At 38.6% G+C, this 17,469-nt stretch carries 11 protein-coding genes; 8 read left to right on the top strand and 3 right to left on the bottom strand.

All coding sequences use genetic code 11. The annotated features are described in order from the left end of the window. Positions 1-7: 7 nt before the first annotated feature. On the bottom strand, positions 8-553 hold the full coding sequence (locus tag K348_RS0112880; protein WP_029905349.1) for an RNA polymerase sigma factor: 546 nt from the start codon (positions 551-553) through the stop codon (positions 8-10). Between the two features lie 169 nt (positions 554-722). Beyond that, positions 723-2,777, bottom strand: a complete 2,055-nt coding sequence (locus K348_RS0112875) for a hypothetical protein (RefSeq protein ID WP_197027660.1) — start codon at positions 2,775-2,777, stop codon at positions 723-725. A 401-nt stretch (positions 2,778-3,178) separates the two neighbouring features. On the opposite strand from K348_RS0112875, the gene K348_RS0112870 reads away from it, so the two are divergent. From K348_RS0112870 to K348_RS0112830, 8 genes are all read left to right on the top strand, one after another. Then, the gene (locus K348_RS0112870; RefSeq protein WP_029905347.1) at positions 3,179-4,666 is read left to right on the top strand and encodes a family 43 glycosylhydrolase; all 1,488 of its coding nucleotides are present in this window, start codon (positions 3,179-3,181) and stop codon (positions 4,664-4,666) included. Between the two features lie 12 nt (positions 4,667-4,678). Continuing rightward, positions 4,679-6,103, top strand: a complete 1,425-nt coding sequence (locus tag K348_RS0112865) for a sedoheptulokinase (protein WP_081852570.1) — start codon at positions 4,679-4,681, stop codon at positions 6,101-6,103. 12 nt (positions 6,104-6,115) lie between these two features. Beyond that, entirely contained in the window at positions 6,116-7,258 is a 1,143-nt protein-coding gene (locus tag K348_RS0112860; RefSeq protein WP_029905345.1) for a sugar MFS transporter, read from the top strand. Between the two features lie 90 nt (positions 7,259-7,348). Beyond that, a complete protein-coding gene (locus K348_RS0112855; RefSeq protein ID WP_029905344.1) occupies positions 7,349-8,446 on the top strand; it encodes a GntR family transcriptional regulator in 1,098 nt (365 codons plus the stop codon). A 759-nt stretch (positions 8,447-9,205) separates the two neighbouring features. Further along, positions 9,206-12,301, top strand: coding sequence for a TonB-dependent receptor (locus K348_RS0112845; protein ID WP_029905343.1), 3,096 nt, complete (start codon positions 9,206-9,208; stop codon positions 12,299-12,301). Positions 12,302-12,318: 17 nt separating this feature from the next. After that, entirely contained in the window at positions 12,319-14,049 is a 1,731-nt protein-coding gene (locus tag K348_RS0112840) for a RagB/SusD family nutrient uptake outer membrane protein (protein ID WP_029905342.1), read from the top strand. A gap of 130 nt (positions 14,050-14,179) precedes the next feature. Continuing rightward, positions 14,180-14,953: an alpha/beta fold hydrolase gene (locus K348_RS0112835; protein ID WP_029905341.1), complete on the top strand. Its 774-nt coding sequence runs from the start codon at positions 14,180-14,182 to the stop codon at positions 14,951-14,953. Between the two features lie 196 nt (positions 14,954-15,149). Continuing rightward, complete coding sequence (locus K348_RS0112830; RefSeq protein ID WP_029905340.1) at positions 15,150-16,112, top strand: hypothetical protein; 963 nt, start codon at positions 15,150-15,152, stop codon at positions 16,110-16,112. A 99-nt stretch (positions 16,113-16,211) separates the two neighbouring features. Here K348_RS0112830 and K348_RS0112825 read toward each other — a convergent pair whose 3' ends face one another. Beyond that, a complete protein-coding gene (locus K348_RS0112825) occupies positions 16,212-17,351 on the bottom strand; it encodes a hypothetical protein (protein ID WP_029905339.1) in 1,140 nt (379 codons plus the stop codon). Between the last annotated feature and the right edge of the window lie 118 nt (positions 17,352-17,469).

The raw sequence follows: 17,469 nt of genomic DNA, 5'->3' as shown, positions 1-17,469 counted from the left end.
GAAAAATTTAGAACCCTTTTAATCCGATACAGATTTTTATTCTTTGCATTGAAATCCATATCTGATTCTTAATCGTTTTTATGGAGATATTGAGTTTTTCGGAGATTTCCTTTTGCCGCAGCCCTTTTACTCTTTGCAGTATCAGCACTTCCCGGCATCGTTGTGGTAGTTCTTTAATACAATCGTTGAGCGCTTTCCGAAACTCTTCCTGTTCGAGAAACTGCTCTTCTGAAGTGTTTTCTATATCCTGAATATTTTCTAAAGGAATTTTATTCTTATTATTATCGCGGATATAATTTAATGTCATATTTCTGATCGCACTGTATAGATAAGAAGAAACGTTTGTGTATATCTCCAGCCTTTTTCTGTTGTTCCATATATTAAGGAATAATTCCTGCACTATGTCTTCCGCATCAGTCTTGCTTTTTATTATGGAAAAAGCATAACGGCATAGCGGATTATAGTAGTACATAAATAATTGGTTGTAGCTCAAATAATCACCATTTGAAATTGCGTTTATCAAATCATAATCTTTTTCGCTGCGGTTTTTCATCTAGATCTTCATTAAGGAACAAGGTATAAATGTATAAATATTTTCTGGTATACCAACATTATTTAACATAGGCGGACAAATGCCGCCACAAGACAAAAATATTACCAAGTAGTAAAATAGGTTTTTCTACTTGGTAATATTTTAAGTGAGTATTTAATAAATAAAAAATCTATTTCAAGGGAGCCAACTTTACATTCTTTATCTCAACATTCTCCGATTTAAACATCATTTTTTTAACTAGCAGGTCTGGTCGATAAGTTATCATTGTACGTTGTCCGGCTATTTCCGAATCGATAAGAACACCTCCCAGTTTATCCGTATATTTAACCACCATACGTACCGAAAACGGTTTATCCACTCCAATCAAATTTTCAATTGCATAGTTACGCGCTTCCTGAGGATTTCCTCCATTTCTCAATGATTTTTCTGCTCCGGAATAGCCTTCAAAGGATGCATTGCTATATTGCGCTACCAAATCATCTAAACGTAACTGAAATTCGCAACCTTTATTATCACCCTCTTGTGGTAAAAATGAAACAGCAAATTTCCCTTTCTTTTCTTTATTAGGTACGACATCGAACGAAAGCATAAACGATTCAGATGCCACATCGTAAAACATAGAACTCTCTAGTTTATCGGTAACCTTAACAGCCTCACCCGTTTCCGGAACCAGTTCATTCATCCATTTTGTTCCAATACGGCCATTAGGATATTGAATCATCTCATGAATAAGAAGAGGGCCTCCCCATCCGCGAACAGGCAACCATGCTGACATTAGAAAACGACCATCTGTAATTTCAGATATTGCAGGTACATTAAATCCGTTATAAAAATCTTCACCTAATGCCTTAATACTTTTATACTCCGTATTTGCAGCCGCTATAGGTTTAGACCATAAATCGACAAAACCGCCAATTATATAGTCATAATTGCCCCAGCGAAAATAAAAAGTACAATCTCCGCCAGGAGGAAAATCCTTGTTAATACAATACCACCCTCCGTCGACGGATTCGGACTGCCACATTCCTTTCGAACGGAAGCTGGCAAGCATAGTCAGTTTTCCGTCGGCATCGGTATATATCGTAGGATTTTCACTGTAGTGTATAATTCTTTTGCTCTTTTTAAAATCGGATATACCGTTCTGGCTTACAGAATATGTTGCACCCGAAGGAACTAAAGGAAATGAATTATAATCGAAGAATCCTGTTTTATTATTTTTTTCGAAATAATCCTTCAACGCCGGATACATTGTTTTCTCATCCGGATAAATACGTGAAGTGTGCAATCCATAGGAAACACACAGCTTATCTCCCACTACAAAAGGTGTTCCCGTACCAAAAGTTTCCCATTGTTCATCGATCGGCGTAGCCGGCTCATGCTCTGTCCATGTCTTAAAATCCGTTGTGGAAAGATGTTCGAAATAATGTCCTCCGCAACCGAACTTACTGGAATGATGTCTTCTATCGTATAAATAAAAAACATGGAAACGTCCATTATGAAACAATGTAGCCACATCCCCTACCCATGAATTGTGTCCTGTCGGTGTCCAATATTGCACCTGAGGCCTTTCGGCATGCTTTTTCGACATATCTCTTTCCGGCTTAATCGCGGGCATAAATATTTCAGCATTTTCCACAAATGCATGATTAAATGACCACGCCGATTTAGTTCCCCATTCAGGGTAACCGATAGGAAAATCACTGTCGACAAGTTCGCCATCCACATACATCGTCCAGTGAGGCCCGTTAAAACTAAGGATAACTTCGTGTTTTCCATAAATATTCTTTAGCATGGCAAGCGGAAATCCTATTTCCATTTTTTGCTCTTTTGGTTCTTTGTCGGGACGATGCAAAATTAAAGTAGCCTCAAGAACAGGCAGTGATCCGTCTTCCATCTTGAATGCCGGATAATTTTGGCGATTACGATCCTGTGGATTTGCCCGCCGTAAGCGAACGGACATAACTCCCGGAATATCGAGTATATTTTGCTGCCCCTCAAACTTTTGCAGATCGACATTAAACCTGACAGTAAACCCTTCTGTCGGATTTTTTGTTATAATCTCACCTGATTTAGAACCCTTATTAATCTTTCCTTGCGGAGTTCCGGACAAATCGAACTTCCACCAGTTACTTAACAAATCAATTTTTGCAGAACTTTGAGCGTAGAGATGTGATGAGCCCAAAATACAGATTAACAGAAATAAGAAAACTTTAGATTTTAGCATTTTTCTTTTAATTATATTAGACATTCAGTTTGTTTACGAAAATCATTCATACATTGCCTCAAAAGTAAAATTAATTACATACATATGCAAATAAAATATGCAAATTATTATCATACCCAGAAATAAATAAAATATTTAAGAGTAGAATATTTTAAATAAAGTCGTTACTCAAATCAATAACACAAATGATATAAATAACTAATTAATAATCATTTAAAACGAAACATATTTTTTTTATTTAAAAAATAAAGATCCATTATAATAAAATCATAATTAGTCCAATACAACCAATCATTGTAAATAAGAAAGAAATATTTTTACATTTAATTTGCATATTAAATTTTGATAGTTTACATTTGTCAAATAAATAATACGTTATCCACATAAATATTAATATGTATATGAAAAAGACTTTCCTTATTTTGCTCGCTTTAATTTTTGGTTTAAATGCGACATCATATGCTCAGGTAGTAAAAGATTATAACCCTGCTATACAACGCACAACCAATATGCAGTACTTTAAGCCGGCAGAAGAACATTTATTTGCGGGAGATTGCATGCCATTTTTCCATAACGGTACGTTTTATCTTTATTGGCTGCTCGACGAAGGGCACCACGCCGGGCTCAATGGGCTTGGTGGTCATCAATGGGCATTAAGTACAACTACAGATCTTATTAACTGGAAACACTATCCTGTCGCACTGGGTATCGATGAAGAATGGGAAAAGTCGATTTGTACCGGATCGGTAGTTGCCGACGGGAATAAAATATACGCATTCTACTCAACACGGGTGAAAGAAGGGAACGACGTACATGAACAGTTGAGTTATGCTATGAGTACGGATGGCGGTCTCTCATTCAAGAAGCAAAAACCCAATCCGTTTTATTATGCACCGAAAGAATGCATAAGCCGCGATTTCAGAGATCCACGCGCATTTAAAGATAAAGACGGGCTGTTTCATCTCTTTGTTTCGGGATATGAAAAAGATGCCGTAATTAGCGGACAGGGTGGCTATCTGGTACATCTTACTTCAAAAGATTTGAAAAACTGGACAGAAACTACATCTCCTTTAAAAGGCCAAAACGGAGTGCCTGAATGTTCGGACTACTTTAAATGGAACGATTGGTATTACCTGATATACAGCACACATGGCAATACATACTACGTAAAATCGAAACAACCTTATGGCCCGTGGGAATATCCGCCTTTCCAGCCAATGGTCGAAAAATGGGGAAACGTAGGCAAAACAGCAGAATTTAAGAACGGACGGCGCATTGTTGTATCATATATGACCAGCAAAAAGGATAATAAAGATTCGGACGGAATGATCTGGGGTGGCAATATTCTCCTGCGTGAGTTGTTTCAGGATAAAGACGGGATACTGACTGTAGGACAACTCCCTGAAGTTGCTCCCGAAATGAAAGCCATTCCTGGTCCTTCTATTCAGATTCCGGATAATTCCGGCGCTAATGCATCTATCGGTAAAGAAATACTCACCATAAATTCGACAAACGGATTTGGTATTGCCACGATGAATAAATTGCCGCGCCAGTACAGAATAACAATGACAGTTTCACCGGAAGGTAATTATGATGAAATCGGCTTATACCTAAAATCCACAGATAAGAATAAAAAAGGATATAAATTAGAGTTGAATGCGAACAAACAACTCGTAGGCCTGTTTGAAACTAATATAGAATCGGTTCTCAATCTCAGGAAACCGATAAAATTAGACATTACCGTCCTGGACGACATTATAGATGTATATATCAACAATGAACGGTGCATCGTAAATCGTTTGGCAGAACAAAAAGGAGAAAATATTATCTTCTTTGTAAAAAATGGAAAGGCTGCCTTCCAAGACATTAAACTATATCAGATAAATTAAAAAACAGATACAATGAAAATGACGCCATGTATTATAGGGATTGATTTTGGGACTACTTCCCTTTCTGCAGTTATCTTCAATACTACCAATATGCAGATTGAGAAAGTCTTTTCCCGCAATACGAATGCATATGTATCTTCTTCCAACCCACTGATAAAGGAACAATCCGTGGACCTCCTGACAAAATTATTTAATGATCTGCTAAATGAAATTGAAGGCATTCCCGATATCGAAATACTTGCTTTTGGCTTTACAGGACAAATGCACGGCATAGTCGGAGTGAATGAAGACTTTGAAGCGGTAACCGATCTGGTGACTTGGGAAGACAAAAGTGGAGAAGCTATTATATCAGGTGGGGAAAAGCTATTGAATAGAATAAAATCTATAACCGGTGACGAAACGATTTCCAATGGCTATGGCATAGTAACATTATATAAATGGCTCATTCTGGAGAATAGGGAGGACATATCCTACTTTTGTACTATAGCCGATTATTTTGCCGGACTATTGGCAAACAAAATAGTGATGAGTCCGTCCATGGCACATAGCATAGGGCTTTTTAATATCTATACTAATACATGGAATGGAGAGCTTATCGAAAACTTAGGATTAAGAGCTGATCTTTTCCCCGAAATTGTAGAAGAATCTTCCCTCATCGGCTATAGAAAAACCAAATCCGGTTCAATCCCTGTCATTTCAGCTATGGGAGATAATCAGGCCAGTTTTCTCGGGAGCGTATCGGAGAAAGCTAAATGCGCATTATTGAATGTCGGTACGGGAACCCAGTTGTCCATGCTTATAGAAAAGGAACAAAAGAGCGCATATGACAAATATATAGACGGGCTGGATACACAGTTGCGACCATATGATGAGAACTATTTCTTATTGGCTACAGGCTTTGTCAACGGAGGCTCTGTTTATAATTCACTCTTCAACTTCTTCAGGGAGTCAGGGAGAACCTTATTTAATCTCAATAAGATAGATGAAGACGAACTATGGAAAAATATGGAAAAAGCTGCGCGGGAAAGCTACCGGAACAAACAAGCCTTAAAAGTATTACCTTTGCTGGAAGGACAACGCAAGAATCCTGAGATAAAAGGAGAGATAACAAATATCGATTCGTCCAGTTTTCAACCCGGAAGTCTCATTGCAGGCTTTCTGCAAGGACTGGCAGAATATTATAAGACCGGACTTTTTCTTGAATTATCATCCCAAATAGAATATATTTGCGGAAGCGGAAACGGTCTGAAAAGAAACCCATTGTTTGTAGAAATCATAGAAAAGACTTTTGACAAACAAGTCAGGCTGACCCCCTACAATGAAGAAGCCGCTATCGGCGCCGCACTAAATGCTGCTAAAGCATTAGGAATAATAAAAAACGGAACTGAAAATGACATATATTTGTCTAATATTTCAAATAGAACATTTACCGACTAATTACACGCCAATATGAAAAACATGAATATCATTAAGCTTATCCCCGTCATGCTCGCTTTCTTAGTCATGGGATATGTAGACTTAGTAGGAATAGCAACCAATAACATCAAGATTGACTTTCAACTTTCGGATACAGTATCCAATATACTACCCTCGATGGTTTTCCTATGGTTCTTGGCACTTTCCATTCCCACAAGCATTTTGATGAATAAAATAGGACGTCACCGAACCGTTATCATAAGCCTTATTGTTACATTCCTCGCCATGGTAACTCCTCTTGTTGGTTACAACTTCTACATAATGCTGCTTTCTTTTGCACTGCTTGGAATAGGCAATACACTGATGCAGGTATCTCTTAATCCGCTGGTAACTAATATAGTCAACGGAAAACAGCTTGCCAGTGCACTTACCTTCGGGCAATTCGTAAAGGCTATCGCTTCATTCTTAGCGCCGATTATTGCGAGTTGGGCTGCAGTAAGTCTCGGCAACTGGAGATTGCTATTCCCTGTTTTCGCCGCCATATCTCTGATCCCCACCGTGTGGCTTTACTTTACATCTATCGAAGAAACTCCGGAAGATAACACTTCATCTACTTTTAAGGAATGCTTCGCCTTACTGGCAAACAAAAGCATCTTGATGCTTTTCATCGGAATTTTAGTCCATGTGGGAATCGACGTGGGAACAAACCTGACAGCGCCTAAAATATTAATGGAAAGACTAGGAATGTCGCTGGAAGAGGCCGGCTATGCCATAGTTGTCTATTTCATATTCCGTACTATCGGATGTTTCTCCGGCACATTTATTCTATCTGTGATATCGTCCCGAAAGTTCTTTATCACAAGTGTTTGCCTGATGCTTGCAGGTGTCGCCGGATTATTTTTTGCCGATACAACAATGCTTATTTACGGATGTATAGCTCTTTTAGGTTTAGGAAACTCAAATATATTCCCGATGATATTTTCACAGGCCATGCAACTGATACCTTCCAGAAATAACGAGATATCAGGGCTGATGATTATGGGTATATCGGGTGGCGCCATTTTTCCTCTGTTTATGGGCGTATTTTCCGATGCTTTGCAGAGCCAGAACGGGGCTGTTATTATCCTGACAATCTGTATTGCCTACCTGGTTTTCCTTTTTTCAAAGATAAAATAATTGCGCGTATCGAACCTAAGCTTTGTGTTCAGATGATGCATGACAGTTTTTTTATTACATTTGCATAAACAATGCAATATGTAAGCATTTATGAAAACAAAGGAAAATTATAAAACGATACTAAAGACATTACGTGATCAGATAGCAAACGGCTCTCTGCCGTTCGATTCCTTATTGCCTACCGAGAACGAATTGGCACTGAAATACGGAGTATCGCGCCCGACAATAACAAAAGTCTATAACACCTTACAGGATGAGAACTTCGTCACTAAGAAAAAAGGAGTCGGAACAAAAATAATTTTCCAAAGTAACAAAAACAACCAACTTACATTCGGATTGTTATTACCCGGAGCGGGAGAATCCGAGATCTTCTCTATTATAAGCAACCGCTTCCTGAAACACTTTCATGACGGAAAATTCAAATGCCTTTGGGAAGGCGCTACTACCGGTAATGCCGAAATAAGAAAGGATCTTACAGAGAAGTGCTCAAACGATTACATTTCACAAAAAGTAGACGGGATATTCTTTGCTCCGCTTGAGCGCATTCCTGATGCCGACCGTATCAACAAGGAGATATGTCAGAAAATTACAACTGCAGGCATACCTTTGGTCTTAATAGACAGGGATATTCTTGAATTTCCTAACCGAAGTACTTACGACTTGGTTTCGCTGGATAACTTCAATGCCGGATATACTATGGCCGAACATCTCCTCGATTCCGGTTGCTCGGTAATCAATTTTGTTTATCGTCCTAATTCTGCTTTTTCCGTTATCCTACGCCATTTAGGAGCTGCTGCTGCCGTACATAAGCGAAATATGGAATTCAACTCCACCAACATATATTGTGGAGATCCGGAAGATGCCTCCTTTGTTAAGAAAATAAGTATATCTTCCGGCAAGACGGGTATAATATGCGCCAATGACTCTACAGCAGCCATGCTGATGTCCACGATAGATACCCTCGGCATACAAACCGGAATCGATGTACTGATCGGTGGCTTCGACAATATGAAATATGCCAGCTATCTGAAATCACCGCTCACCTCATATGCCCAGCCATGCGAGGAAATTACTGATATAGCTATCGAACTAATGATGCGAAGAGTAAACGATAAAAGTATAAAACCAATAAATGTAAGTTTACTCGGGCAGATTATAATAAGAGAATCCACTTCCTTTTCAAAATAAATAGCTGATTTCCAGAAGTTACGCGCATCCAATATCAGGTCACTTGGATTTGTTTTAGCCAGCCGGTGTCAAAACCGACATAAAATTAACCTATATTCACAACATATAGTTAAAAAGTAACAAAAGTAACCGTTTTTATAGCTGTTAACTTTCATGTATGAAAATCCAAAAAGTAACAAAAGTAACAGAATTTATACTTATCACTTAGCAAAGTAGTATACTCCTAACCAATACACTAATAAAACCACTTCAAAGAACTATTTGCTAACAGCTATAAGCCATAAGCTAAAAATATATAGATAATTTCTCTATGTAAAAATCACCCTCATTTTTATATTTATTCTTTCCAAAAGATCTCCGCTATCTGTATAGGGTTTAATAAACCTCTTCCAATCTTTTGCCCACTCTTAATAAAACAAACAATAAATTTCATGTTTTATGCATACCAAAAACAAAATGCATTAATATTTTTTACATATATGAAATAAAATATTGCATATATAAAATATTATTTCATATATTTGTTTTTTAAATGATATTTTATTTACGCAAAATTGTAAATAAAAACTCAATACTTGTTTACAAGTAACACGAAAAGCACCAGACCAAGAAGCTTAATCTACATATTAATATTTGCAATATGAAAAACCGTAGCCTTTTAAGACGAAACAGTTTAGCCTGATATATAGCATACAAAACCCGGAAATTTATCATTCACTAATAAAATACGATTCCGTTAAACTTTAAATTTTTAACTATATGAAAAAAAAGCATCCATTCAAATGGCATATTCTCATATGCTTACTTTGCATCACATCTTTTGCCCATGCGCAGAAAACACTTGTACAAGGGAAAATAACCTCAGAAGAGGATGGTTTACCCATAATTGGCGCAACAATTATTGAAAAAGGAACTACCAACGGAACTACGTCGGACGAAAATGGTGATTTCTCCTTGAATGCAAACCCGTCGGGAACATTGGTTATATCGTTCATTGGATTTGTAAAACAGGAAATTACAATTAATGGAAAAACACATTTTGAGATTACATTACAAGAAGATTCCAAAATGCTGACCGACGTTATCGTCACAGGCTACATGACCCAACGCAAGGCCGACCTTACCGGAGCCGTTGCCGTTGTCGACCTCAACGACATAAAAGACATGCCGGGAGGAAATGTCATGAAAGACCTGCAAGGCCGAGTGCCGGGGTTATTTATTACTTCCGACGGTTCACCACGAAATGCCGCTACTGTAAGGATAAGGGGGCTGAGTACATTCGGTGATAACAACCCGTTGTATATAATCGACGGGGTTCCTACAAAAGCAGCCATGCACGAACTGAATGACAATGACATCGAATCCATTCAGGTACTTAAAGATGCATCCTCTGCCAGTATTTACGGGTCGCGTGCATCTAACGGAGTTATCCTGATTACGACAAAAAGAGGCAGTAAATCTACCAAGCCGAGAATCGATTACAACGGGTCGATGACTATGCAAACATATGCAACAAAAAGAGAAATGCTAAATTCTCAGCAATGGGGTGAATCTTTCTGGCGTGCATCTGTAAATGACGGTCTGGAGCCCGCTCACCAGCAATATACTTTCGACTGGCACAAAGATGCGTCCGGAAGGCCTATTCTGGATAAAGTGAATCTACCTGACTTCATCGATAAGGATCAAACAATGCGTCCTGCCGATACTGACTGGTATGACGAAGTAACCCGCACAGCCTTTTCCCATAAGCATAATGTAACGGTATCGACCGGAAATGAGCGTAGTAATTCCTTATTTTCATTGGGATATATGGGAAACAACGGTATAATAAGGACTACAAAACTCGATAAATACTCCTTACGTTTCAATTCCGATTATCAACTCATTGATAAAATCCTCAAAGTAGGAGAAAACTTCTCTGTTTCTTACCTGACCGAAGTTACCGATCCGGGCGTAATGGGACTGGCATTCATCCAGCATCCTATTGTACCGGTGCATACTGTAGACGGCAACGGTTGGGGCGGCCCTACCAGCGGCATGGGCGACAGACATAACCCTGTAAGGTTGCTGGAAGATACGAAGCAAAACAAGGAACATTTTGTACGCACATTCGGAAATGTGTATATGGATCTCCAGCCGATTAAAAATCTTGTTATCCGTACAAACTTCGGTATAGATTATGGCAACTGGTATTCCCGCACCATGAATAAGAAATATAAATCGGGAACACTCTCCTATGATAAAAACAGTGCGAAGCAGGAACAAAAACATTCTATCAACTGGACATGGACAAATACAGTCAATTACAATTTCTCTATCAAGAAAAATAATTTCGATGTCCTGGCGGCTGTAGAATCCTTAAGGGACTACAACGAAAATGTCTGGGGAAGCAGAGAAACCTTTACACTGGAAAACCCCGACTATATGTATCTCGATGCAGGTACAGCCGAGAAGAATAACGGCGGATCGGGTTCAGAGACAACCATGTTTTCTTACTTCGGTAAAATAAACTATACATACGGAAGCAAATATATGGCATCTTTCACCCTCCGCAGGGACGGGTCTTCAAAATTCGGACCGAACAACAGATACGGTACATTTCCTGCATACTCCTTGGGATGGCGACTGAGTGAAGAAAGCTTTTTCGCTGATAATATAAAGTTTGTCACCAATTTAAAACTTCGCTACGGATGGGGAAAAACGGGTAATCAGGATATATTGAGCAATGATGGTATCTACAATGTATATGTCGCTGGATACGATAACTCCTCTTATGACTTTTCTGGCAATAAAACCGGAACTCTCCCTTCGGGATATTACAGAACCAAGCGGGGAAATCCTAACCTGAAGTGGGAAGAAACAACCCAATCTAATTACGGAATCGATTTTGCTTTCCTGAATAACAAGATCAACGGATCTATCGATTATTTCGACAAAAAGACAACCGGCATTCTGATATTCCCGCCGAATGTCGCTACCGGAGGTGAAGGATACGACTACTGGGTAAATGGCGCTTCAATGAAGAACAGGGGTGCCGAGTTTATAATCTCCTACATGGATGAAACGGCAAACGGTTTCAGATATAGCATAACAGGAAACCTATCCTCTTACAAAAATAAAGTGACATACCTACCCGATGCCGTAAAGAATGCATATGGAGGAAATGGCTTCGATCAGACAATATTAGGCCGTTCGAAAGATATGATGTTCGGCTATATAGTTGAAGGCATTTTCAAAACGCAGGAAGAAGTCGATGCCCACGCAGATCAGCAGGGAAAAGCCGTTGGACGCCTCAAATATAAGGACATAAACAATGACGGATCGATTACAGACAGATACGACCGCACGTGGATAGGAAATCCTCATCCCGATTTTATCTACGGACTGAATGTAAGTCTGGCATATAAGAATTTCGATCTCAATATATTTTTTCAGGGAGTAGCAGGAGTAGATGTATACAATGACCTGAAAAGAATGACAGACTTCTGGTTCTTCGAAGCAGGCAACAACAAAGGCACCCGCCTGCTGGATGCATGGACAGCAGAAAATCCAAATTCTAAAATACCTGCCCTAAGCCTGACAAATAAGAATGACGAAGGCCGCTCTTCTACATATTTTGTAGAGTCAGGCTCTTATCTCAAACTACGGTCATTATCTGTAGGATACACCCTCCCAAAAGAATTTATCAGTAAATACAAAATGCAGAATGCAAGATTGTACCTGCAAGGGCAGAACCTGCTTACTATTACAAAGTCATGGGGTGATAATGAATTCACAGGAGTTGACCCTGAAAATGTAGGCAATGGTTATCCTAATCCGCTAAGCCTGACTTTAGGCCTGAATATTTCATTCTAAACTCAAAAACAATAACAATGAAAACAAAAATATATCATATAATCTTTACATGCACATTAGCCATAACATGCACTCTCATATCCTGCTCCGATTTTCTGGATGTAACGCCAAAAGGGATGGTTACAAAAGAAGGTATATTCAATCCCGAAGATACCGAAAAGATGGTTACCTCCGCATACTCTGAACTGGGCAATGACCATTATCAAAACCCGAATTCCAACTGGCCGCACGGCAATGTCCGTTCCGACGACGCACACAAAGGCGGTGACGGGCTGAGTGACAGCGGTGATTATCACGGCTTGGATGTATATAACGAAATGAGGGCCACAAACGGGTGGATGGACTACAGATGGTGGAAATTCTATGTGGGCATTTCCAGAGTGCACAGAGCGATGGAATTCCTGAATGGGATGAGCGAATCAGATTATCCCAATAAGCACCAAAGAATTGCCGAGATGAGATTTTTAAGAGGCTGGTACACCCTGCAGCTTAAGCTGATATGGAAATATTTCCCTTATGTAGACGAAACAATGGATGAAGCCGAATATAAATTAATCTCTAACAGGCAATACTCGAATAATGAACTATGGTCGAAAATAGCAGAAGATTTTAAGGCGGCTTCAGAAGGTTTGCCCGACTCACAGAAAGAGCCCGGCCGCCCTACCAAATTTGCTGCAAAGGCATTTTATGGCAAAACACTACTATACCAGGCATACGAACAAGATGAATCTCATCAGGTAACCAAAATCAACACAGCTCTTTTGGAACAGGTGGTCTTATTGATGGATGAAGTTATCCAGTCGAAGAAATACGGTCTTTTCGAAGACTTCGGCTATAATTTTATCGTTGATTATGACAACGGTAAAGAATCTATCTTTGCCATACAACGTTCAATGAACGATGGAACAGGAAGCGGAAGAATAGACGGTAGCAGCTTGTTGAATCATCCGATAGGGCCATACGGATGCTGCGGATTCCATATACCAAGCCAGAATCTCGTAAACGTTTTTCAGACGAGCAACGAAGGATTGCCTTTGTTTGATACATTTAATAATTACAGTCCTATCGATCCGGTAGATTTTAAGACCCATAATATCGATCCCCGACTGGATCATACCGTAGGAATTCCCGAACATATCTGGAAGTATGACAATACAACATTATATGATAAAAGCTGGGCAAGAGCGCCACAGGTTTACGGGCATTATTCTTCGATGAAAGAAGTAATGCATTATAAATGCGACTGCTTCAAAAAAGTTCCTCCATTCATGTCGAGTACAAAGAATACTGTACTTATGAGATATGCAGACGTATTGTTATTCAAAGCCGAAGCCCTTATAGAACTCAACAGACCGCAGGAAGCACTGGAACTTATAAATATGGTCAGAAGAAGGGCATCCGACAGCAGGGCTATGATTGCGTTCGATGACAACACATACGCATCTACTTACAAAATCGGGGAATATAAGCCGGGTGAAAATTGCACATGGAATCAGGATTTTGCACGGAAGGCGTTACGCTTCGAAAGAAGGTTGGAATTTGCAATGGAAGGCTACCGTTTCTTCGACTTGGTACGTTGGGGAGTGGCCGATGAAGTGATAAATAAATATCTCGAGGTGGAAAAAACCAGACGTGAATATTACAAGACCGCCAAATTTACGAAAGGCAGGGACGAATATCTACCGATTCCACAATCACAGATTAATTACAGTGAAGGTAATTTAATACAGAATTCTAAATACGAATAATGTAATACGACTCTGATATTTTTCTAAGATAAGAAAAGCCGGCCGTTTTGGCCGGCTTTTCTTATTCGCAATATTTTAATAAATTTATAGGTTGTTTGTTACAGATAAGCACTATTAAACACAAATTATCATGAAATATTTCTTGTATCGCAATCAGCCCCTTTCTTATTTGGAATACGGTAATCCGAGCGGCTTTCCCATCATAGTGCAACATGGCATGATTGCAAGTATAAAAGACGATAGCCTGTTTACGGATTGCTTGAAAAAACGTGCACGGATAATTTGTGTTGCCCGTCCCGGATATGGACAATCCTCTCCTATTTTTCTTGATAATTATAAAGAATGGGGAGAGATAATTTACAGTCTGGCCAAAGAGCTGTCTTTAGAGAAATTCGATATACTGAGTTCCTCTGCCGGATCGCCTTACGGCTATGCAATCGGCATTACCTGTCCTGATCTCGTCAGGAATATATATGTCTACAGCGGAATACCTGCTCTTTATAACGAAAACGTTCAATCGAAATGGCCATATCCGATTATAAAAGATATATCCCAGCAAGAAGCTGAGAAGATTGCATTCGATATGTTCTTCGCCAATATGCCGGAAGAAATGGCACATATCCCTTACATAGAGGATTCTATAAAAAATAATTGTTTCGGAGTAGGACAAGAATTAAGAATAAGGTTTGAAGATTGGGGATTCGACCTTTCCGACATTAAAGCCAAAGTATATATGCAGCATTGCAAACAGGATGAAATCGTACCATTCGAAACCGCAGAAATAACTGCCCGCTTATTATCCGACTGCCATCTGAATCTAGTGGATGAGGGTTCTCATTTTTCTGTCGAATCTTATCAGGATTTTATTGAGGAAACTGTTGTTCCCAATATATATGAAAGCTAAGGAATACGATAAAAATCACACATTCACCTTCTATTTTTTTAGCAAACTAAGCTTAATATACGACATCTGTTAACTTAACAAAAACAGATTCATACAACTTGTGAAAATTATTTGAAAGATATGATTTATTCGGTATATTTGCCTAACAGACTTTTTCTCTATTAAGAGATAACAATTTACTAATTCCTTACTATTGATGCCAAATACAGATTTCAACGGCAAATTAATCCAGGCGATTATTAAGGCCTGTCCATCGAAGTTGGATCAGGCAGATTGCATAATGGAAGCTACTTCTCTGAGCAAAGAATCTGCTTATCGTCGTTTACGCGGTGAAGTACCATTTACATTTACCGAAGCATGCCTTATAACTTCGAAACTAGGTATTTCTCTTGACGACATAGCTGCATCCGGAAACAGGGAACTCACTTTTCAATTAAGAATGGATCCCGACAATCTCATTCATTACAATTACCAGAAATTATATGAGCATGAGGACTCGTTCAATACAATTTTAGGCGTTGCGACCGAAGTGATGACAACATGGAATGTTGTCCCTTATTCTTTACTGTTACCTTATGATAACCTTGCTAAATTCTATATATTCAAATGGACATATCAAACCCACAACCATAATAAGAGCATCAAATATAATGAATTGAAATTGCCGGATGACATACAAGCACTTATGAAAATGCTCGGTAACCAAAATTTTGAGTCGGCAAAGCTAACGTTTATTTATGACAGGAATATATTCAAATCTTTCTTAGGTGAACTGAAACATTTTCATTTACTGAAACTAATATCAGATGAAGACTTGTCTCTGCTAAAAGAAGAATTCCTGCATTTACTTAATAAACTGGAAGGAATAGCTATGCATGGAACGGACTATGCCGGCAACCCGGTTGAAGTATATTTATCGGATATCGACTTCGAGCATAATTATACTTATATAAAGGGCGATAATGTAGAACTTGCATATATAGATAATATTTACCTGATGAATACCCTAATCTCGCTGAATCCGAAAATCAGTAAAATGCATAAATACTTTATCGAATCTCTCAGGAAATATTCTACCCTGATCAGCATCAGCGGAGGAAAAGAAAGACGGGATTTCTTTGATCAGCAAAGGGAAATGGCAAACAGCTTATTAGTGTAAAAGAGATAAGATGATATCACATATGTATAAAATAAAGAGGCTGTACTATCACACGTTCGGCCTCTCTTAATATCTATAATTTGTTGTGATCAGTATTTATCATTCAATCAATTCAAAATTATATTTTTCAAATTCGTTTCCATTGATGATTACAGCAACCTGATGAAGCCCGAGGTGAAATTTACGTGTTGTGACCAGCTTAAAAGAATGTTTTCGGATAATCTTTGTAATAGAATTTTTTGCATATTCTTTTTCGCTGATTTTGTGAACTTTCTTTGCCAGTGTTCCATTGGCTTTCTGATAGTAGATTCCGTATTCAAGCCGTATTTTAGCTTTTTCATTGTTATTGTTCAACAGGTTAAAATTAAATTCCAACGAGTTTCCAACTTTAACTTCGGGGTTTGGAATTTGGAAATTCTCAATGCTGATATTTTTAATTATACAGCCAAAGCCGAACAACGCCATCACCTCCGTATTGCCTTGTTTTAAGAGTGTCCTGCAACCATGTTTAATAATCCAGTCTACTTCTTTCGATTTCCCCTGCCATCTTTTCGCCAGATCGATCACAATTTGAGGATTATCTTTTGCAATATCGTTCAAATTATTAGCTACACTCAAGCGTACATTTTTTGCAGGGTCGTTTTTAAGATTTTCTAAAATGGGAATAATAGGTGCCGGATCTTTTTTCAGATTCGGCAAAGCCATTGCCCAGGGAAGGCGCGGACGGCAACCTTCTGATGCCAGCCGTCTTACTCCCCAATGTTTGTGTTTCGACCAGACTAACATTTGCTTCATCATTTCGTCCGGATATTTTACAATAAAAGAATGTGTAGCAAATTCGCAACTTGTAAACTGAGTGATTCTTTCTATGGCTTTTATAGAGGTTTTGTAATCGTCCAGCCCATATTGCTCAACAAAATTATCCAGAATCATACCATACTCCAATATTAAGCCGAACTTCGTATCGTCTATTTTTGAAAAATCAGGCTGTGATTTTTCCACATGGTCTAACATTTCAATTATTTTAGCGATTGCCTCTTTATAATCTGCCGGCATAAAATCTTTCAGAACTGTCGTAATATGGCTACAACGTTGTTTAAATTCCCTGTTTTCCCATTCTGCATCCATTATGCGGGAAACAAATCCACGAGCATCAAAGTCGCTGATGACAAGCTTCAAATCTTTCGCAAACCTATCGAAAAATTGCTCATTGTACATATTCTTAAAAGGTTCTGCCATATTTTTGATTTTTATGTGTTTGTTAAAAGGTTATTTTTGTTCTATCAGAAAAACATCTTATTTGAGATTAACATGCGACTAATTGAGGCTTTTGCCGAGCAACATTTCCAGCAGGAAT

It is taken from the genome of Prevotella sp. 10(H) (genome assembly GCF_000711235.1).
In the GTDB taxonomy this organism is placed as follows: Bacteria; Bacteroidota; Bacteroidia; order Bacteroidales; family Dysgonomonadaceae; genus Dysgonomonas.
This window is presented reverse-complemented; position numbering and strand designations above follow the sequence as displayed.